This window comes from Nocardia sp. NPDC047654, assembly GCF_043205035.1.
In the GTDB taxonomy this organism is placed as follows: domain Bacteria; phylum Actinomycetota; class Actinomycetes; order Mycobacteriales; family Mycobacteriaceae; genus Nocardia.
Map to the genome: position 1 here is coordinate 15,501 of NZ_JBIDDF010000001.1, position 20,554 is coordinate 36,054.

At 68.6% G+C, this 20,554-nt stretch carries 15 protein-coding genes; 10 read left to right on the forward strand and 5 right to left on the reverse strand.

What is annotated here, in order from left to right; all coding sequences use genetic code 11:
* Window positions 1–295 precede the first annotated feature (295 nt).
* From ACGF7Y_RS00085 to ACGF7Y_RS00105, 5 genes are all read left to right on the forward strand, one after another.
* Entirely contained in the window at window positions 296–1,801 is a 1,506-nt protein-coding gene (locus ACGF7Y_RS00085) for a nitrate/nitrite transporter (RefSeq protein ID WP_393230827.1), read from the forward strand.
* A 29-nt stretch (window positions 1,802–1,830) separates the two neighbouring features.
* On the forward strand, window positions 1,831–4,356 hold the full coding sequence (gene nirB / locus ACGF7Y_RS00090; protein WP_393227728.1) for a nitrite reductase large subunit NirB: 2,526 nt from the start codon (window positions 1,831–1,833) through the stop codon (window positions 4,354–4,356).
* Window positions 4,357–4,420: 64 nt separating this feature from the next.
* The gene (nirD, locus tag ACGF7Y_RS00095; protein ID WP_393227731.1) at window positions 4,421–4,822 is read left to right on the forward strand and encodes a nitrite reductase small subunit NirD; all 402 of its coding nucleotides are present in this window, start codon (window positions 4,421–4,423) and stop codon (window positions 4,820–4,822) included.
* Between the two features lie 7 nt (window positions 4,823–4,829).
* Window positions 4,830–6,071, forward strand: coding sequence for a uroporphyrinogen-III synthase (locus ACGF7Y_RS00100; RefSeq protein ID WP_393227734.1), 1,242 nt, complete (start codon window positions 4,830–4,832; stop codon window positions 6,069–6,071).
* Window positions 6,068–6,826: a sirohydrochlorin chelatase gene (locus tag ACGF7Y_RS00105; RefSeq protein ID WP_393227737.1), complete on the forward strand. Its 759-nt coding sequence runs from the start codon at window positions 6,068–6,070 to the stop codon at window positions 6,824–6,826. The genes ACGF7Y_RS00100 and ACGF7Y_RS00105 overlap by 4 nt, the downstream gene beginning before the upstream one ends.
* 204 nt (window positions 6,827–7,030) lie before the next feature.
* Here ACGF7Y_RS00105 and ACGF7Y_RS00110 read toward each other — a convergent pair whose 3' ends face one another.
* Window positions 7,031–7,807, reverse strand: a complete 777-nt coding sequence (locus tag ACGF7Y_RS00110; protein WP_393227740.1) for an SDR family oxidoreductase — start codon at window positions 7,805–7,807, stop codon at window positions 7,031–7,033.
* A gap of 435 nt (window positions 7,808–8,242) precedes the next feature.
* Between ACGF7Y_RS00110 and ACGF7Y_RS00115 the strand changes: the two genes are divergently transcribed.
* Window positions 8,243–11,125, forward strand: a complete 2,883-nt coding sequence (locus tag ACGF7Y_RS00115) for a hypothetical protein (RefSeq protein WP_393227743.1) — start codon at window positions 8,243–8,245, stop codon at window positions 11,123–11,125.
* On the opposite strand, the gene ACGF7Y_RS00120 is transcribed toward ACGF7Y_RS00115, so the two are convergent.
* The gene (locus tag ACGF7Y_RS00120) at window positions 11,052–12,137 is read right to left on the reverse strand and encodes a GlxA family transcriptional regulator (protein WP_393227746.1); all 1,086 of its coding nucleotides are present in this window, start codon (window positions 12,135–12,137) and stop codon (window positions 11,052–11,054) included. The genes ACGF7Y_RS00115 and ACGF7Y_RS00120 overlap by 74 nt on opposite strands.
* 140 nt (window positions 12,138–12,277) lie before the next feature.
* Between ACGF7Y_RS00120 and ACGF7Y_RS00125 the strand changes: the two genes are divergently transcribed.
* Both ACGF7Y_RS00125 and ACGF7Y_RS00130 read left to right on the forward strand, forming a co-directional pair.
* A complete protein-coding gene (locus ACGF7Y_RS00125; protein ID WP_393227749.1) occupies window positions 12,278–13,189 on the forward strand; it encodes an NAD-dependent epimerase in 912 nt (303 codons plus the stop codon).
* A 155-nt stretch (window positions 13,190–13,344) separates the two neighbouring features.
* Window positions 13,345–14,322, forward strand: coding sequence for an alpha/beta hydrolase (locus ACGF7Y_RS00130; protein WP_393227751.1), 978 nt, complete (start codon window positions 13,345–13,347; stop codon window positions 14,320–14,322).
* Window positions 14,323–14,369: 47 nt separating this feature from the next.
* Here ACGF7Y_RS00130 and ACGF7Y_RS00135 read toward each other — a convergent pair whose 3' ends face one another.
* On the reverse strand, window positions 14,370–16,781 hold the full coding sequence (locus tag ACGF7Y_RS00135; RefSeq protein WP_393227753.1) for a hypothetical protein: 2,412 nt from the start codon (window positions 16,779–16,781) through the stop codon (window positions 14,370–14,372).
* Between the two features lie 282 nt (window positions 16,782–17,063).
* Here ACGF7Y_RS00135 and ACGF7Y_RS00140 point away from each other — a divergent pair, with 282 nt between their 5' ends.
* Window positions 17,064–17,393, forward strand: coding sequence for a TfoX/Sxy family protein (locus tag ACGF7Y_RS00140; RefSeq protein WP_393227756.1), 330 nt, complete (start codon window positions 17,064–17,066; stop codon window positions 17,391–17,393).
* A gap of 12 nt (window positions 17,394–17,405) precedes the next feature.
* Here ACGF7Y_RS00140 and ACGF7Y_RS00145 read toward each other — a convergent pair whose 3' ends face one another.
* Both ACGF7Y_RS00145 and ACGF7Y_RS00150 read right to left on the reverse strand, forming a co-directional pair.
* Window positions 17,406–19,109, reverse strand: a complete 1,704-nt coding sequence (locus ACGF7Y_RS00145; RefSeq protein WP_393227759.1) for a metallophosphoesterase — start codon at window positions 19,107–19,109, stop codon at window positions 17,406–17,408.
* A gap of 163 nt (window positions 19,110–19,272) precedes the next feature.
* Complete coding sequence (locus ACGF7Y_RS00150; RefSeq protein WP_393227762.1) at window positions 19,273–19,971, reverse strand: TetR family transcriptional regulator; 699 nt, start codon at window positions 19,969–19,971, stop codon at window positions 19,273–19,275.
* 134 nt (window positions 19,972–20,105) lie between these two features.
* On the opposite strand from ACGF7Y_RS00150, the gene ACGF7Y_RS00155 reads away from it, so the two are divergent.
* Entirely contained in the window at window positions 20,106–20,552 is a 447-nt protein-coding gene (locus ACGF7Y_RS00155; RefSeq protein WP_393227764.1) for a cupin domain-containing protein, read from the forward strand.
* Window positions 20,553–20,554 lie beyond the last annotated feature (2 nt).

A 20,554-nucleotide genomic window follows, 5' to 3' on the forward strand; every position in this document is an offset into this window, starting at 1 on the left:
GCGCCGAATCTCACAGCTCCGGTTGCGCGACTGTGCGAACAGGGTGAGGATGTGCGCATCCGAATTGTGCGACGTAGCGCGCGTCACACCTCACCGCCCGCGGAATTCGAATTCTGTCCTTTTGTGACGCATGGAAACCGTTGTGTCACATGCCTGAAACATTCCCGCGAAACTCACCCCCGATCGCCGGTAATCGTGAGCAACCGTTGATTTGACGGTCATTTCGCGCAGCATTTCGGCAATACCCCTTTCCTACCGTGGAGCCAACCGACATTGGGAGGCCCCGTTGAGCACGCTGACGCGTAACCGTCTGGAAGCGCTGGGACGGACGAAGATCCGCAGGCCGCGCATCGAGCACTGGGATGCGGAGGATGTCGCCGCCTGGGAAGCGGGCGGCAAGGACGTCGCCCGGCGCAACTTGATCTGGTCGGTCTTCGCCGAGCACGTCGGGTTCTCGGTGTGGTCGATCTGGTCGGTGATGGTGCTGTTCATGCCGACCGACAAGTTCGGCATCGACCCGGCGGGCAAGTTCTTCCTGGTCGCCATGCCGACCCTGGTGGGCGCGTTCCTGCGGATTCCCTACACCGTGGCGACCGCGCGCTTCGGCGGGCGCAACTGGACGGTGTTCAGCGCGGCGATGCTGCTGATTCCGACGCTGCTCACGCTGTACTTCATCAACCAGCCCGGCACCTCGTACACGACGTTCCTGGTGGTCGCGGCATTCGCGGGCTTCGGCGGCGGCAACTTCGCCTCCTCGATGACCAACATCAACGCCTTCTACCCGCAGCGGCTCAAGGGGTGGGCGCTCGGCCTGAACGCGGGCGGCGGCAACATCGGCGTTCCGGTGATCCAGCTGATCGGCCTGCTGGTCATCGCGACCATCGGCAACGGGTACGCCTCGCTGATCTGCGCGGTCTACCTGGTCCTCATCGCGATCGCCGGACTGGGCGCGGCGCTGTTCATGGACAACCTGCCCAACCAGAAGGCCGATCTGTCCTACATGCTCACGGCCCTGAAGGTGCCGCAGTCCTGGGCGATCGCGTTCCTCTACATCGGCACCTTCGGCTCGTTCATCGGCTACAGCTTCGCCTTCGGCCAGATCCTGCAGATCAGCTTCCGGGCGGGCGGTGACAGTGTCGCGCAGGCCACGCTGCACGCCGCGCAGATCGCCTTCATCGGTCCGCTGCTCGGTTCGCTGGCCCGGCCCTACGGCGGCAAGTGGGCCGACCGCATCGGCGGCAGCCGCGTCACCCTCTACGTCTTCGGCGCCATGATGGCGGCGGCCGTGGTGGTCACCGTGGCCAGCACGATGGCCGACAGCAACAACGGCGTGGCAGGCGGGGCCGTGATGACCGCGCTCGTGGTCGGCTTCATCGCCCTGTTCGTGCTCTCCGGCGTCGGCAACGGGTCGGTCACCAAGATCATCCCGTCGGTGTTCGAGGCCAAGTCGAGGAGCCTGGACGCCACGCCCGCCGAACGGTCGGCCTGGTCGCAGAACACCTCCGGCGCGCTGATCGGTTTCGTCGGCGCCATCGGCGCCCTCGGCGGCGTGGGCATCAACCTGGTGCTGCGCTCCTCCTACGCGTCCACCAAGTCGGCCACCACCGCGTTCTGGGTGTTCATGGCCTTCTACGTGCTGTGCGCCCTGGTGGTCTGGGCGGTGTTCCTGCGCCGTCCCAGCCTGCGGGGCCTGCCCGCCGACTCCGATGTCGTGACCGAGGCGGAGACCTTCGTCCTCGAAGCCGAAGCAGGCCAGTCCCCGTCCCAGACCCCGTCCGCCGGCTCGTCGGCCCGCGCTTGACACCCGATCCAGTCCAGGAGGACACACAGATGAACCCCACAGTCGCTCGTAAGACCGCGGTGGTCGTCGGCCACGGAATGGTCGGGCACCGGTTCGTCGAGGCGCTGCGCTCGCGCGACACCGAAGGCCGCTGGCAGGTGATCATCCTCAGCGAGGAGAAGCTGCCCGCCTACGACCGCGTCGGCCTCTCCTCCTACGTCGGCGCCTGGGACGCGAGCGCGCTCGCGCTGCCCGGCAACGAGTACGCCGGTGACGAGCTGGTCGAGCTGCGCCTGGGCCAGAGCGCCGAGTCCATCGACCGGGCGGCGCGCAAGGTGACCACCTCGTCGGGCGACATCCTCGCCTACGACGCGCTCGTGCTGGCCACCGGTTCCTACCCGTTCGTGCCGCCGGTGCCCGGCCACGACGACCCCGCCTGCTTCGTCTACCGCACCCTCGACGACCTCGACGGCATCCGCGCGGCCGCCGAAGCCGCCGGTCCCGGCGCGGTGGGCGTGGTGGTCGGCGGCGGCCTGCTCGGCCTGGAGGCCGCGAACGCGCTGCGCCTGCTCGGGCTCACCCCGCACGTGGTCGAGTACAACACCCGGCTGATGCCCGCCCAGGTCGACGAGGGCGGCGGCGCCATCCTGGAGCGCCTGGTCACCGACCTCGGCCTGCACGTGCACACCGGCGTGGGCACCTCCTCGATCGAGGCGGCCGACCAGGGAGTGAAGGTCACCCTGTCCGACGAGACGGTGATCGAAGCCGGGCTCGTGGTGTTCTCCGCCGGTGTCCGCCCGCGCGACCAGATCGCCCGCGACGCGGGAATCGAGGTCGGTCCCCGCGGCGGCATCGTCACCGATCTCGGCTTGCAGACCTCCGACCCGAACATCTGGGCCATCGGCGAATGCGCCGCCGTCGAGGGCGTGTGCTACGGCCTGGTCGCGCCGGGCTACAGCACCGCCGAGATCGTGGCCGACCGCCTCCTGGGCGGCTCGGGCGAGTTCCCGGGCGCGGACATGTCGACCAAGCTCAAGCTGCTGGGTGTGGACGTGGCCAGCTTCGGTGACGCGCACGGCGTCACCGAGGGCGCGCTGTCGGTCGTGCTGCACGACGCGGCCAAGGGCACCTACGCCAAGCTGGTCGTCTCCGACGACGCGAAGACCCTGCTCGGCGGCATCCTGGTCGGCGACGCCACCGCCTACTCCGCGCTGCGCCCGCTGGTCGGCCGCCCGCTGCCCGCCGAACCGGCCGCGCTGATCTCGCCCGCGGGCGCCGAGCTGGGCGCCGACGCGCTGCCCGACGACGCGCAGATCTGCTCGTGCAACAACGTGTCGAAGGGCGCGATCTGCGGGGCGATCGCCGACGGCGCCTGCGACGTCCCGGCGATCAAGAGCTGCACCACCGCCGGAACCTCCTGCGGTGGTTGCGTTCCCATGCTCAAGAAGCTGCTCGAGCAGTCCGGCGTGGAGATGTCCAAGGCGCTGTGTGAGCACTTCGAGCAGTCGCGCGCCGAGCTGTTCCAGATCGTCCAGGTCACCGGCATCCGCACCTTCTCCGGCCTGATCGCCAAGTACGGCAAGGGCGCGGGCTGCGACATCTGCAAGCCGACCGTCGCGTCCATCCTCGCCTCCACCTCGAGCGACCACATCCTCGACGGCGAGCAGGCCGCGCTGCAGGACACCAACGACCACTTCCTGGCCAACCTCCAGAAGAACGGCACCTACTCGGTGGTGCCGCGGATGCCCGGCGGCGAGGTCACCGCCGAGCAGCTGATCACCATCGGCGAGGTGGCCAAGGAATTCGGCCTGTACGTGAAGGTCACCGGCGGCCAGCGCATCGACCTGTTCGGCGCGCGCGTCGAGCAGTTGCCGCTGATCTGGAAGCGACTGGTCGACGCGGGCATGGAATCCGGTCACGCCTACGGCAAGTCGCTGCGCACCGTGAAGAGCTGCGTCGGCTCCACCTGGTGCCGCTACGGCCAGCAGGACTCGGTCGGCATGGCCGTGCTGCTGGAGAAGCGCTACCGCGGCCTGCGGTCGCCGCACAAGCTGAAGCTGGCGGTCTCCGGCTGCGCCCGTGAGTGCGCCGAGGCGCGCGGCAAGGACGTCGGCGTGATCGCCACCGAGAACGGCTGGAACCTCTACGTCGGCGGCAACGGCGGCCTCACCCCGAAGCACGCGGTGCTGCTGGCCGGTGAACTCGACGACGAGACGCTGATCAAGTACATCGACCGGTACCTGATGTTCTACATCCGCACCGCTGATCGTTTGCAGCGCACCGCTCCTTGGCAGGAAGCGCTGGAGGGCGGCATGGATTACCTCAAGCAGGTGATCTGCGAGGACAGCCTCGGCATCGCCGAGGATCTGGAGGCGGCGATGGCCCAGCACGTCGCCGGCTACCGCGACGAGTGGGCCGCGGTGCTGGACGACGAGGAGAAGCTTTCTCGCTTCGTGTCGTTCGTCAACGCTCCCGAGGAAGCCGATCCGACGATTTCGTTCGACGATTCGGGCGAGCGGAAGGTTCCCGTCCTGCTGGGACTGCCCAAAGTTCCGGTCGCCACGCAGGGGAAATGACCGCTTAACCGCTTGGAAACAGAACGCCGGTACCAATGAGTAAGGCGTTTGGAGGATGACACCGATGACCGTGATCGATACCCCCGGCATTGTCACAGCTACCACCACCGGGTGGACGCAGGCTTGCCGTCTCGACTACCTGATTCCCGGCCGCGGCGTTGCGGTGTTGCTGAAAGGCGGCCAGCAGGCCGCCCTGTTCCTGCTGGATAGCGGCATGCTGTATGCCGTCGGCAATATCGATCCGATCGGCCGGGCGGCGGTCATGTCGCGCGGGATCGTCGGCGATCGCGGCGGGGTGCCCGTCGTGGCCTCGCCGCTGCTGAAGCAGGCCTTCTCTCTGGTCGACGGGCGTTGCCTGGACGACGAATCGGCGGTGCTGCCGGTGTACGCGGTGCGCGTGGACGACGGCATCGTTTCGATTTCCAACGAGCCGGTGGCCGCCGCGCTCGCGTCCTCGGATGGATGAAACGCCAATGACAACAGTTGACGCGGGCGAGAGCCTGGCCGGATTCACCGTGGGCATCACGGCGGCCCGGCGGGCGGTCGAATTCGCCACGCTGCTCGAACGCCGGGGCGCGACCATCGTCTCGGCGCCTGCCATCCGGATCATCCCGCTGTCCGACGACAACGAGCTGGAACGCGTGACCCGGCAGCTGGTCGCCGATCCGCCGCAGATCACCGTGGCCACCACGGGAATCGGGTTCCGCGGGTGGATGGAGGCGGCCGAAGGCTGGGGCCTGGCCGAGGACCTGCGCACGACACTGGGGACCACCCGGATGCTCGCGCGCGGCCCGAAGGCCAAGGGCGCCATCCGCGCCGCCGAATTGCGCGAGGAATGGTCGCCCGCCTCCGAGTCGTCCGCCGAAGTGCTCGATCACCTGCTCGCCGAAGGCGTGGAGGGCGTCCGGATCGCCGTGCAGTTGCACGGCGCCACCACCGAGTGGGAGCCGGTGCCCGACTTCTGCGAGGTCCTGCGGTGCGCGGGCGCGGATGTCGTGCCGGTGCCGGTGTACCGCTGGGTGCCGCCGGACGATCAGGGACCGATGGATCACCTCATCGAGTCGATCGTCACCTCCGGCATGGACTGCGTCACCTTCACCAGCGCCCCCGCCGTGGCGTCGATGTTGATGCGCGCCAAGGAGACCGGGCTGCTGGACGGGTTGCTGTACGCGCTGCGCGGCCGGGTGCTGCCCGCCTGCGTCGGCCCGATCACGGCCGCGCCGCTGGAGGAATTGGGGGTGCCGACCTCGATGCCGGGCCGGGCCCGCCTCGGTGCGCTTGCCCGCCACGTCGCTGAGGAACTGCCCCGGCGCGCCAACCGGATTCACGCCGCGGGCCACATCATCAGCGTGCGCGGCGCCTGCGTGGTGGTCGACGGTCAGGTGCGTCAGCTGGCGCCCGCGCCGATGGCCCTGATGCGCTCGCTGGCCCGTCAGCCCGGCCGGGTCGTCTCCCGCGAGGACTTGCTCGCCGCGCTGCCCGGCGGCGGGGACGACACGCACGCGGTGGAGACCGCCATCGCTCGTCTGCGCGCCGGACTCGGCACGCCGAAAGCGATCCAAACCGTGGTCAAACGCGGGTACCGGCTCGCGCTGGACCCGGCGGAATGTACCGACAACAATCCACGGCCCACCGCGACAGGAGGCCCGCAGGTGCCCGGCGTCGGAATTCCGACCCGGGCACCTCGGCACATCCAGACTGCGGGGAGCTGGTGACCGCGCCCGCCCTGGTGCTGGTGGCCCACGGGACCCGCAGCACCAAGGGCGTGCAGATGATCGCGGCGCTCGCCGAGGCCGTGACGAAGGAACTCGGTGCCGGGGTTTCGGGGCCCGGCACCGAGACCGGCGACAGTCCCTGGGTGCGTACGGCATTCGTGGACGTGCTCGGCCCTTCGCCGTCGGAGGTGCTGCGCGATCTGGTCACCCCGACCGGGGAATCCGTACCCGCCGTCGTGGTTCCGGCGTTCCTGGCCTCGGGATACCACGTCTACCAGGATGTGCCGCGTGAGGTCGCCGAGAGCGCCCATCCCGCGGTGACGGTCACGCCCGCCATGGGCCCGGACCCGGCGCTGGCGCGGATCATGGCGATGCGCCTGCGCGCGGCGGGCTGGTCCCCGGGCGACGCGGTCGTCTTCGCCGCCGCGGGCTCCTCGGATGCCCGTGCCCGCCAGGACGTCCGGCGCGCGGCCGCGCTGCTGGCCGAACACCTCGGGGTCGCGGTCCGCATCGGCTACGTCGCGACCGGTGCGCCGCGCGTGCCGGACGTCGTCGCGGAATTGCGCGCGGCGGGGGCGGGCCGGGTCTTCGTCGCCTCGTACCTGCTCGCGCACGGCCTGTTCCAGCAGCGCCTACACGAAGCGGGAGCCGACGGCGTCGCCGAGCCCATCGGTGTGCACCCGGCGGTCGTCCGGTTGATCGCCGACCGCTACCGGGTGGCGGCGAAGGAACTGGTCCGGGCGCGGGCTCGCTGAGCGATCGGCCCATCACCCGTGCCCGGCCGGGCCGGACTGCTCGAGCGCCGACCGCTACCGCCGCCGCGTCACGCGCTCACCTGACCGATGCGTGCGCGGCGTCGGTGCCGCTCCCCACCGGTAGCGTCACCACCGAAGATGTCGCGATGCCCGCGCGCGGTATCCATGTACTCGCGAACCGTATGGAACTGAGCGAGCGCGCCGTCATCGACGCTTTCGTTCGGCGGCATAGGGATTCGCCGGGCCCGCGGCGACGAACTGCGACCAGGTCTGCGTGCCGTCGGGATGATCCGGGCACGTATTCAGGCCCGCCCGGAAGGCGCTCCCGATCCGTCCGGGCGCCGGGAGCGGGACGATCCGCCGCGGCCGCTGCCGGGCGGCTTGCCAGACCTGCGCCAACTGCGCCGACGTCAGCACTTCCGGACCACCGAAATCCGGTGCCCGGCCGAGCGGCTCGCCCTCGGCCAACGCGGCGAGCCGCCGCGCCACGTCGGCGGCGGCGACCGGCTGGAAACGGAAGTCCGGCGGCAGCGGCGCCACCGGCCACCGCTCGACGGTTTGCAACACTGCCGCGATCAGTTCGTGGAACTGCGTCGCCCGCAGGATCGTGTGCGGCATCCCGGCTGCGATGACGGCTCGCTCGCAGGCCAGCTTGTTCCGGTAGTACCGGAACGGGATGCGGTCGATCCCGACGATCGACACGTACAGCAGATGCCGCGCCCCTCGTGCCTGCCGCAGCAGGTTCTCGGTCTGGGCGAGGTCCGAGCCACCCATCCGACGGAAATCCGATGCCGCGTGCACGATTACGTCGGTGCCCGCCGCGGCCTCCGCCACGCCGGTACCGGTGCGCAGATCGCCCACATGCGTGCCCGCCCCCGAGCGACGGGAGAGCACCCGCACATCATGGCCGGCTTCGCGCAGCCGATCGACCACTAGCCTGCCCAGCGCGCCGGTTCCGCCCGTGACGAGAGTCTTGGTCATGGTCAACTTCTACCGCTGAAGCCCGTCAGCGCGCACGAGGTCCTCATTACACGGTGAGTCGCCCATCGCCTAGCCGGTGAGCCGCTTCCGCTCGGGCGACGCTGTGATTCGCGCAGGGTGAGTGGGGACTCATCCGAATGATGTGCGGGACAGAACAGATGCCCCTGAATCTGGTGCGGGCCCTGGTGCGATGGTTGAATCGTTGCGGACTAGTGCCGTCGCCTCGGTAATCGGGAGGAGGGGCCTGATGTCGGCTGGAGGGGTAGAAGTCGGTTCGAAAGGGCAGTCGGCGAGGATCTCTGGGGCGTCGGTGCCGGATGCTCCGGAACGTATTGCAGGGATACGTGAGCAGGCCGTCAGTAGGTCCAGCTCTCCCGTTGACGGGCGCGTTCGGCGAGGCGTGAACACGGCAGAGGGTGAGGCGCGGTGGTGCGGGTGAACCTTCGGCGGCGCACCACGCGTGCGGAGATCGGGTATGGCGCATTCCTGTCCTACAGCGGGGACCGGGATCGGGCGGTGCTTCCGTTGATCCAGAACGCGATCGAGAAGCTGCCACGACCGTGGTACCGCTTCCCACGAACACGCATCTTTCTCGACTACAGCGGAATCTCGATCGGTCCCGAATTGGAGGGCAAGATCGTCGCGGGCCTGTCGCGTTCCAAGTGGCTCGTCGTGGTGGCTTCGCCCGAGGCCGCCGCATCCATGTGGGTGGATCGCGAGATCGAGTGGTGGCTGGCGAATCGGTCTCCCGAGACGATATTGCTGGTCCTGAGCGCCGGGACCTTGGCATGGGACGAGGTGGCGGGGGATTGGGACCGAGTTCGCTCGACCGCGCTCCCGCCACGCCTGTTCGGGGTATTCGCCTCCGAACCGGTATACAAGACGATCAAGTGGCGCGAGGGTGCGGACGGAGCCCCGTATCCGGACATCGACGCCATCGCGGTCGGCATCGCCGCGGTGATTCACGGCGTCTCCGAGACCGATATCAAATCCGAGGGCTATCAGCAGACCAAGCGAAACTTGCGCTGGGCGAATACCGCCATCGGCGCATTGGTGACCTTGCTCGTCCTGGCGTTGATCGCGGCGCTCGTAGCCAGGGTGCAGAGCAATCGCGCCGAGGAGCAGGCCAGAATCGCCACGGCGCGACTCCTGGCGTCGGTCGCCGACACCAAGACGACGACCGATGCTCGCGCGGCACTCCTTCTGGCCGTCGCGGCGTACCGTCTCGATCCGAGCCCACGCCATCACGCCGCCCTACTCCGCGCGAATCTGGCCAGTCCCGCGGTCGCTCGTTACGTCGCCACATCCGCGGACGTCACCGCCTTGGAGAGCAGCGCCGACGGCAGAACCGTCGTCGCAGGGCTCGCCGACGGGCGAGTCGTCACGTGGGCGCCGGGTGAGCCGGCGCCCACATCGGTCGCGCACTTGCCCGGCGCGATCCGATCCCTGGCTGTCGCCGCGGACGGCCGGACCGTCCTGGCCACAGATGGCGCCTCGACGACTCTGTGGCGCGACGGTGCCGGCCGACGGGACTTCGGCGCGACCGACGAGCGCAGCGCCGAGGTCGTCGCGATCTCCGAATCCGGGAAGGTCGGTGCCGTCCACCGCATCCGTACCGACGCGGCCGGGATTTCGAACGGGGTGGTCGACATCATCGACGTTCTTTCCGGACAGGTCCGTATGTCACATCCGACCGGCCGGTCGATGAAGAGCATGGTGTTCACCGAGGACACGGCCCTGCGTCTCCTCGACACCGGTGGCATTGTGCGCCAGGTTTCTCTTCGAGACGGCGCCACTGTCGACCTTTCTCCCTTGGACACCGATTCGGTCTGCGGGAAAGGTCAAGCCCTCGGAGAACTGTCGGCCGACGGGTCCTCGTTCGCGTGTGCGGTCTTGCCCGGGCTCCCGGTACCGGTCTTCCGGCTGCGGCACACTCCGGAAGCTCCTCGTCCCGAGACCGGTTACGTGGGCGTCCCCAAGCCACGCCGGTCGGCGGCCGCGGCGCTCAGCCGGACGGGCCACGTGGCAGCGGTACCCGGTGAGGACGGCGGTCTGTATGTGGCGCCGGTGGCCGGGGAGATCACGCCTCGCGATCCGCCACCGCTGATCGCCGGTTCCGCTGTCGACTTCGACCGGGCGTTACTGCGGTTCCGAGGAACCTCCGAAACACAACTGGTTTCAGCTTCCGGGTCACTGATCACCCTGTGGGACATCGAGCAACGCGACCGGTTGGCGAAATCCATCCCGGTGCCGATCGTCAAGGGATGCAATGATTGTCCCCCCAGCTTGTCCCTGTCGCCAGACGGGCGCACCGCCGTGATCACGGGCAAGTACAAGGACCCGGACGAGTTCTCGTTGAACAGTGACGTCGTGATCATCCAACAGCTGGGGCCGGACTCGTCCCGGCGACATGTCATACCGGGCCTGGACGGTATACCCGTGTGGCGTCCCGACGGCACCCTACTGGCGATCGCCGCGCATCCCGACTCCGGCTATGACCGCCGCGTACCCTCCGACCGGCCGCAGACGGGGATGCCGTTCGAAGTGGCGGTCCTGTCCTCTCCGCCACCGCAGGTGCGGGTCCGGGCGGCGGCACTGTCGGAATCCTCGGACACCGCGGTGTCTTTGGACAGTAGCGGGAGGGCCTACCTGCACAATCTGGCGACGGGCGGCATCGACTCGGAATTCATTCCGCTGGGCGGCGCGATCGACTCCGGCAAGTTCCGGGGAGCGGCGATCGACACGAACGGGGGGACACTGGTCATGCGCGATGACGACCACCTCTCGGTGTACGACCTGTCCGGGCAGCGAAATACGCACGATATCGACGGCAAGGACGTGCGGGTGATGGCGTTCGCCGGGCAACACCTGCTGATCGGCCGGGAAGAGAACATCGAAATATGGGATCGCACCGGCTCCCGCCGTGAGCGGACGATTCCCTTCCGCGCCACTCGGGGTGCGACGGCGCAGGTGGCCGCCGCCGAGGACGCGACAGTGGTCGTCGCGAGAGATGGGGCGAACTATATGACTCTCTTCGCGGCCGACGGTACGAATCTCGGAGAACTGGAGCCGGATTCCGTGTGGCACGTGACGCCCGCTGTCGCTCTGTCCGCTGATGGACGGTACCTCGTGACGATGAACCCCGGTCCCGCGTTCTCCGGCGGCGTCGATGGAACGCTGGTCGAACGCGACATCTCACCGGAGGGCTTGATTCAGGCCGCTTGTGCTCACGCCGGCGGCGATCTCACCGACTCCGAATGGGACGCTCTGATCGGGATCGGGCGTCCCGCACAAGCCCGCTGCCCTCGGGAGGGTTAGGACTTTCGGTAGCCGTACGCCGGGTTCGTGGGCTCTGCGGACCGTCCCCGCCCGAGTTCGGGTGGGCGGGCGCGCGGGTGAACGACGCGCGGTAGCTGCTCGGTGGCACACCGACATGCCGGACCATGTGCTGGCGCAACGACTCCGCCGAGCCGAGGCCGCTGTGCCTGGCCACTTGGTCCATCGGCAGCATGGTGGATTCCAGCAGTTCCCTGGCTCGTTGTAAGCGCTGGTGCAGCAGCCATTTCTGCGGACTGAGCCCCGTCTCCTCGTGGAAGCGGCGAGTCAGTGTGCGGACGCTGGTGCGCGCGTGGGCGGCCAGCTCGTCCAGCGACAGCGGCGTGTCCAGTCGTCGCAGCGCCCAGGCGCGGGTGTCCGCGAGCGTGACACCGTGCTCCGCGGGTAGGGGCGCGTCCACGAACTGAGCTTGTCCGCCGGGGCGCACCGGCGTGACGACGGCGGTGCGGGCGGCGGCGTTCGCTACCGTCGCGCCGTAGTCGATGCGAATCAGATGCAGGCACAGATCTATTCCGGCCGCCGCGCCCGCGGCCGTGGTGATCGGGCCGTCCTCGATGAACAGTGCGTCGCTGCGGACCGTCACGTCCGGGTGGTTCGCAGCCAGTTCACCGGCCAGAGCCCAGTGCGTGGTCGCGGTGCGGCCGGACAGGAGGCCCGCCTGCGCCAGGACGAAGGCGCCGCTGCAGATCGAGGTGACGCGTTTGCCCGCGGCCACCGCGCCGCGCAGGGCGGTGAGCGTGGCTGCGTCGGCGTCCGCGCGGCTGCCGGTGCTCGGCACGATGACGATGTCCGCTTCCTCGATCGCCTGCAAGCCTCGGGAGACGACCACGTCGAAGCCGCCCAGTCCCGCGGGCAGGACGCCGGGCACGGCGGTGCACACGAGGATGCGGTAGCCGGGTTCGCCGTCCACCATCGCCGCGCCGAGCACCGTTTCCGGCATGGCCAGGTCGAAAGCCTTCACCGGAGGAACCGCGACAACGGCGACAGTCTGCATGGCCTGATCCTTGGGATAGTTGGCAATCCGGCCGGTAGTCTACCCGTCCGCGCCACGGCAGGCTGAGTAGCACGCGATCGGCAAACGGATGGACAGCTCCGCAGGTCGCGTGAATCCTGTTGTCGCAGAGAGGAATAAGCATGCCTACGCAGGTCATCGTCGGACACGGCGCCACCGCTTCGGCCACCGCGGCGCTACTCGTCGGGTCCGGCGACCGGGTGCGCATGGTCAGCCGCAGCGGCGCCGGGCCCGAGCATCCGGACATCGAACGAATCGCCCTGGACGCGCTGGATACTGCCGCGCTGGCCGCCGTCGCGGAAGGTGCGGAAACCTTGTTCAACATGGCCATGCCCGCGTATCACACCTGGCCGCAGACCATTCCGCCGCTGTTCGGGTCCATTCTGTCCGTCGCCGAGCGGAGCGGTGCGAACTACGTGATGCTCGGCAATCTGTACGGCTATGGTCCTGTCGACGGCCCGATCACCGAGCGGTCACCGCTGGCGGCAGCCGGGCCGAAAGGGCAGGTGCGCGCGCGGATGTGGCGGGAAGCGGAAGAGGCGCACCGGGCGGGGCGGGTGCGCGTCACCGAGGTCAGGGCAGGGCAATTCGTCGGCCCCGCCGCGATCTCGCTGTTCTCGCTGCTCGCCCAGCCGAAGATCCGGGCCGGACAGTTGGCGCTGCTACCGCAGGAACTCGACCTGCCGCACCCCTACACCGCGGTCGGTGACGCGGCGGCGGCAGCGGTCGCCCTCGCTCGCGACGAGCGCGCGTGGGGCCGCCCCTGGCACGCGCCGAGTATCACAGCGACCGTGCGGGAACTGGCCGGGCGGTTCGCCGTGGCCGTCGGAGCGCCCGAACCGCGGCTGGCGGTGATGAGCGATCGGGAGCTGACGCTGCTCGGTCTGACCGATCCGTTCTACAACGAGCTGTTCGAGACCTACCACATGTCACACGAGGTCTTCACAGTCGACGATTCGGCCATTCGTGAGACGTTCGGACTGAAGGCGTCCGATCCGGACGAGGTGTTCGCGCAGGTGGTGCGCGCGGGCTGATCGGTACGCGTGATATTCGCTGAAGGATTGCTTTCACGGTTGAATCATCGACTAATGCGGTGTTGATAGCTTTTGAGCAGCGATTTCATGTGCGATTGAGAACATGCCCGACGAATGCCAGACGCGCCTAGGTGAGGGTGATAGACACTCGTTTCATGTACCGGCTCCTGCGATGCCTGGTTCCACTTCTCGCGGTGTGCGCCGCCTTGGTCCCGGCCACGACCGCCGCCGCCGACCCCGGCGCGAGCATTCTCGACGTGCGCCCGCTGGGTGGGCGGGAGTTCGAAGTCGTCGTCCACTCCGCGGCGATGGATCGCCCCATCACGCTGTGGATGTCGCATCCGGGTTCCGGCGCTCCCGCGCTGTACCTGCTGAACGCCGTGGACGGCGGCGAGGACGGCGGTCCGTGGACCCGGCGCACCGACATCGCGGCGTTCTTCGCGGACAAACCGGTCAACGTGATCGTGCCGTTGAGCGGGCGCGCCAGCTACTACACCGATTGGCTGCGCGATGACCCTGTGCTCGGCCGCAACATGTGGACGACGTTCCTGACCAGGGAACTGCCGCCGCTGCTGGGGGCCAGGTTCGGGATGAACGGCCGCAACGCCGTCGCGGGACTTTCCATGTCGGCGACTTCCGCATTGGATCTCGCGATCGGCGCGCCCGGCCTGTATCAGGCGGTTGGCGCCTACAGCGGGTGCCCGCGCACCAGCGATCCGATGGGCCAGGCGATCGTCCGATCGCAACTGGGGGTGTTCGGCGCGGACCCAGCCAATATGTGGGGACCGCCCGGCGATCCGGCCTGGGCCGAACACGACCCCATGGTGCAGGCCGAGCGGCTGCGCGGTGTGGCGCTCTACATCTCGGCGAGCACCGGCGCACCGGGATCGCACGAGACGCTCAGCGATCCCGGCATCGACGGCAACCCCTTCCGGCTGGTGGATCGGTTGCTGGTGGGCGGAGGCATGGAGACGGTGATCAACGGTTGCACCCGGGCGTTCGTGGACCGGCTGAGCGCTCTCGGCGTCCCCTTCACGGCGAATCTCCGCCCCGCGGGCACGCATGCCTGGACGTATTGGCAGGACGACCTGCACGAGTCCTGGTCGCTGTTCGCGGGTGCGCTGGGCGTCTGATCGGGACGACCCGGCGGTTGGGCGGGGTGCGACCGGGACGCCGCTCGCTACGGATTCCAGGGGTCGAGCCCACCCTCGGGATCCAGGTGGTCGAGGTTGGCGACGCGTCTGGCCGATCGCATCAAGGCTTCCCGGTTGATGTCGTTCGGATTCTCGTAGTAAGTCCGGGCCGCCTGCTGGTGCAAGGTCGCGACTCGGTGGCCGATCGCCCATCGGGTGTCACGCCCCGCGCCGTCCCACTCGTCCGGCGTGATCGCCGCCCGCAGTGCCCGGTCCGAATGCCAATTCCGCTCGACCCGCTGCACGAATCCGTGATCGATGGCGGCGCCGGGGGCCGGTGCGTTGCTGTGCCGGACGAAACTGTCCGCCGCGATGACCGCCTGAGCGGCGAAGGCGTCGTGCGCTTCGTGGTCGACATGGTTGTCCACCGCCCAGGCCGCCGCGATCGCCTTCTGCAACGGTGCGAAGCTGTACGGATTCTGTGATGCCGTCGATTCCTGGACGGAGTACGCCGTGAACGCGTGGGTCACCCGCTCGTGGGTGGCGCCGGAGGAGAGCAGAACGGCATGGATCCGGGAATCGGGAACCTTGTTGTCCCGAAGCACTTTCAAGGCGCGCGAGACGCCCAGCTGGGTGCGCATGCCCCCCATCGGCGCGGCCGCGTCGACCGCGACAGCGCGCCAGTTCGTGCGGGCCAGCTGGTGCTCGAGGTATCCCTCTTCGCGGCTGGTCAGAATTCTCCTGGTGGAGCGTTCGATCCTCCTTCGTGTGCTCGACAGCGGGTTCAACGGATTGACCCGTCCTCCGGCGAGCCATGCCGTCACCGGCGAGGAGTTGATGGCATTGAGCGTGGTCAGGGTGCTCACCAAACCCATTCCGGGCGCGGACTTTCCAGCACCGCCACCACCCATGCCGAGGGCGGTGCCGCTGCCGCCGCTCGCGGACTTGCCCTGCCCTTGGATCGCGAGACCGAACCGGTTGGCGATCCAGTCGTTGCCTCGGCTGAGGCCGCTGCTGAGGCGTCTGAGCTGGAACACGGCGACGATCTCGACGGTGCCCGCGATGATGATCACCGCCATGACCTGGCCGCGGGCCTGCGCGAACAGGTTGCCCATGAAGAGGATGTAGACCCCGAGGAAGATGGTGTACGCCGTCATGCGCGCCGCCGCGACGAAGCTGTCCACGATATTGCGAACCAGGAATGTCTGCGTCGGGCCGTACACGAATCCGCCTGCGGCGAAACCGAATATCGACATGAACCCGTGATAGATCGTGTCCAGCGCGGCCTTGATCACCTTGAGTCCGAGGTACATCGCGAAGACCAGCAGGATGCCGCCGCAGGTCAGCAGCATGAGCCCGGTGGCGACCTGCCCCATGGAGGGGTTCTCGGCCTTCGCGTGCGCGGCGGCGTCGCCGCACGACTTCAAGCCGCTGATCACCCGTGCGTCGTCGCCTGCCGCCACCCCGGCCGACCACGCCGACCGGCAGGCGGGCCGCTGGTCGACCGTATGGCCGAAATTCCACACCTGTAACGGCTGCCGGGCGAAATTGTCGGCGAGATCGCTCTGCATCGTCGCCACCAGCTGCGTCGGATTCGGATCGGCGTCGCCGTTCAAGCCCGCCGCCACCGAGATGCCGAGATCGCGGCCCTGCGCCAGCAACCCGTGCGAGGACAGCACGTCCGCCAAGGGCTCGGCCAGGAACAACGGACCGAGCAGCGCCACGCCCACCATCGTCACCACCTGCATGGTGGCCTTCGCGTGGTAACCGCGCGCGATGAACCACCCGACGCAGACCGCGCCGATGCTCGCCGCGGTGACCAGCATGATCGGGGTCGCGATCTGTGCCGTCATGGCCTCGGCCACGCCGTGCAGGGCCGCACTGAACATGTCCAGCCACCGGAAACTCAGCGCGTAGCCGATCAGCCAGATCGCCGTCGTCACGATGGCTATGTAACCGATGAACTCGAAACCCAGTACGGCCCACAGGATGGTGGCGCGCGGCTTGAACAGGCTTTCGTCGCCGGTGGCGAACCGGTAGTCCGACAGCGCGATACCCGACGAGTCGTGGATGTTCATCCAGCTGAGGCCGTCGATCTGGGACGTTCCGGCCGTGCCGCCCGCCGCGTCCTGTGCGGCGGCCAGCGCGCCGACGAAGCCGGGGAAGACGAAGAGCGCGAAGATGATCAGGGCGATCCAGACGGCCCGGCGCCGCCAAGGACCCGTTCCGAAACGCGGCCACCGGCTCGGCGCACCGCCGCGCGGTGCGCGCCCTGCCGTGCGGGATGTGCCCGGGACCGGAACCGAATGCCGCCTGGATGAACTGCGGCGGACAGCGCGTGATCGCACCGCTGGGGGGCAGATGTGCACGGAAGAGTCCTTCGTCCCGTCTGTGGGGGCGCAGCCGACTGCGAAAAGTGAAACGGATCGCGCGCTAAAGCCAATGACAATGCGTGGCACCGTCTCACGCCCTTTATTACAGACAGGCACGGAAACATCCGCTTGAACGTCCAATGACATCCAGGCGGCTCGGGAGTGTACGTACGTACGTCGGCCGTATACCTAAGGGTCCGATCAAAAAGACTGTGGTGCAGTAAGTTTCAGTATCGACCATCGGCGTGGGATGCATGCCGCGTCATCGAGGTGCGCGGTGCTCGGACGCCGCGGACCCGGGAGACGACACGCGGGTGTTCTCGACCGGCGGAACGCCGACTTGTCGGACACCGGGTGAACAATGCCGCTATGGCATACGACGAGGAGCTGGCCGAGCGGATCCGGGAACTGATCGTGCCCGGCCCCGAACTCACCGAGCGGAAGATGTTCGGCGGACTCGCCTTCTTGATCGGCGGCAACATGGCGGTCGCCGCCAGCGGGCAGGGCGGTCTGCTCGTGCGGGTGGATCCCGAGGAGGGCGAGCGGCTCCTGGGTGACGCGGTGCAGCCCATGGTCATGGGCGGTCGCGAGATGGTCGGCTGGTTGCGGGTCACCGCCACCGACGACGACGAAGTCCTGCGGGAATGGGTCGAGCGCGGCGTCGCCTACGCCCGGACCCTCCCGCCGAAGAAGAAATAGAACCGGCCCGGCTCAGGCCCGGACCTGCCGCCGGAACAGCACACGGTCGAACTCGCGGCCGTACTCGTCGACCGCGACCACGTCCATCTCGCTGGCGAACACGCCCGGCCGGACGTCGACGCGCAGGAAAGAGTAATTCCGGAAGCGGACCCGTGACCATGGCGCGGCTTCGTCCTGCTTGCCGCCGCCAGGCGTCCAGACGTAGCTGTTCGGCACCCCGGTATCGGGCAATTCGTTGCCGCGGAAGGTCTCTCGTGAGCCCGGCTGGAATTCGTAGCGCGGGCGTCCGCCGCCGCCCACGGTGTAGTAGACGGTCCCGTCGGTCTCCGGGTAGACGATCGAGTTGTCGCCCGCGACCTTCGTCGCCTGGCCGCCGCGGATCGGATCGGTGCGCTCGTAGACGTGGTTGTGGCCTTGCAACACCAGATCCACCTGGAATCGGTCGAACAGGCCCACCCACGCGTCGCGCACGCCGCCGTCGCTGGCGTGCGATTCGGTGGTCGAGTACGCGCAGTGGTGGAAGAAGCAGACGATGAAGTCGATGTCGGGGTCGGCGCGGTAGGCGGCCAGGGTGCGCTCCACCCAGCTCGTCTGCGCGCCACCGGAGTAGCCGCTGTTCGCGCGGATCTCGTAGGAGACGTCGTTGGCGTCCAGTGAGAGCACCGCGACGTTGCCGTAGGTGAACGAGTACGCCGACGGGCAGCCCACCGGACCGTTGCCGGGGAAGTCCAGGCGCGCCAGGTGCCCGCCGTAGCCGTGCTCGCCGTAGGTGCCTTCCATGTCGTGATTGCCGGTGGCGAACATCCACGGCGTCTGCGCGGCGCTGGACTCGATGGCGTTGAAGTACACGTCCCAGACGTAGGGGTTGTACTTGTCGAACCCGCTCCCCGGTCGCGCTCCGTGCGCGGCGAACTGTCCCGGCTTGCCCGCGCCGGAAGGGTCGGCGTACGCGATGTCACCGGCGAGGATGTGGAAATCGGGCCGCGCGGCGGCGATCTGGCGCAGCACGTTGCTCGCGTGCGGCGCGGCCGGGTCGTTGTCGGCCTTGTAGTACTTGTCGTCGTAGTCGCCGGGAGCGACGCCTTCGGGCAGCGCCGGGGTCTCGTCGGTGCCCTGGTCGCCCATCATGGTGAAGCGGAACGGAAGGACCGCGGGGCGTGCGCTGGGCATCGCGGGCGCGGCGGCGCGGATGTCGCCGACGAATCCGTCGGAGGTCCGCCAGCGGTAGAAGTGCGGCACCCGGCCGGGCAGGCCGTCCACCGGCGCGTGGACGTAGAACTGTTCGGCCGCGAGCACGCCGCCGTCGTCGGTTGGCAGTTGGGTGAGCAGGTTGCGCACTTCGGCTTCGACCGTGGCGCCCAACGCAGGCGTCGGTCCGTGGTCGAGGTACACCGTGGCGCCCGCCGGACGCCGGGACAGCTGCGCCGCGAAACGCAACTGGCCGGCCGCCTCCGGGCCGAAGGCGACGCGTCGTCCACCCACCGCCAGCTGGGCATCCTCGGCGTAGGCGCGCCTGCCGAACGGCGCCGCGCCGATCGTGGCCACGGCGGCGGCCGCCGCGGCGCCGCGCAGGATATTGCGCCGCGACACCGGATGACGGCGCAGGTAGGCGCGGTGCCATTCGTGCTGCTCGGTCATGGTCATGTGAGCGGCGAGATGGCCGGGGATTCCGGTGTCGGGAACGTCGCCTGCTGGATTCAGCGGTGTGGACGGCATACCGCAGATGCTGTACGGGCCGGGCGCGCGGAGCAACTCGACACCGCACCGCAGGCGGGAATACCTCGCGAACGGGCTTCGGCGTGTGCGAATAGGCGTATGCCGGAACCGAACTGCGCAGGCCGTGCCTTCGTGGGCCGTGGCGCGAACGGGTCGGCTCGGTCTACGCCGGTGGCTGGTCCGACGGGTTCGGCGACTGGTCTGGCTCGGCGGGGAGATCGGGGGTGAACGGGGAGACGAGCGAATCGCTCCACGCGAAGCTCGGCGCACCCGGTCGCGCGCGCCCGGCGGCAGCTGCCGATGGTTCGTTGTTCCCGGTCAGCCTCAGGACGGTCCGCTCCAGGGCGGGCAGGATCTCGGTGATGTCGAGATCGGCGTTCGCGAAGCGGCCGATCAGCGCGTAGGTCATATGGGTCAGCACGAGCGCGATGTCCGCTGTGTAGTCGGGGTCGGCGTCGGCGAAAAGGCCTGCGATGGCGGGCAGCACGGCGTCGAAACCTTGGGCGTCCAGTCGCCGGCCGCCGGGACCGGATCGTGCGCGATAGTAGGCTTCGAGCATCCGGGGATTTCGTTCCCAGGGTTCGAACACGTACCGCAACAACCGGATCAGGCCATCGCGAAGCGTCTCGCCTTCGATCTGCGGTGCCGGGGTGGCGTAGGTATTCGTCGCCATCCATCGCTCGACCGCGGCGAGCATCAGATCGTCACGGGTGGGGTACCGCTTGTAGACCGTGGCGAGGGAGACGTGCGCGTTCCGCGCGACCGCCCGCAACTGGACCGCGTCGTAGCCGTCCGACTCGAGCATCGACAACACGGCGTCGATGATCTTCGCCGCCGAATCCTCTTCGTCTGTCCGGACCACGTACCTACGGTAATCCAGTGATCTTGTCGTGGATACTCGCCACGACAGCGGTGTCGCTCGGCAGGATTCCGATTATCCCGCATCGTCACCGAACGAGGTTCCGGTGCGACACCCCCCGTGACTAGGCTGCGGGGATGACGCTCTTTCTCCGCGTCGCCGTGGTGCCGGTGGTAGTCGCCGCCGCCCTGGTGAGCGCGGCGCAGGCCGACGCGACGCCCGGTAGCGACATCACCGCCGTCACCCTCGGTGAGGCCCGGATTCCCGCCGGGCTCCTACCGTTCGTCGCGGGCACCGATCTGGTCGTCCGCGAGATCACGATCGGCCCCGGCGGCTCCACCGGCTGGCATTACCATGTCGGCCCGGTCTTCGGCTTCGTCCGATCCGGAACGCTCACCCACCCCGGTCCCGAGTGTGACGCACCGGTCTATCGCACCGGCGAATTCATCTACGAGCCCGCGGGCGAATGGAACGTCCACGTCGGTCTGAACCGCGGCAGCGAACCGCTCGTCCTCGACGTCGTCTACGCCCCACCGACAGGGGAGCCGCTGTTCATCGACGCACCCGCCCCATCCTGCGCGTAAGA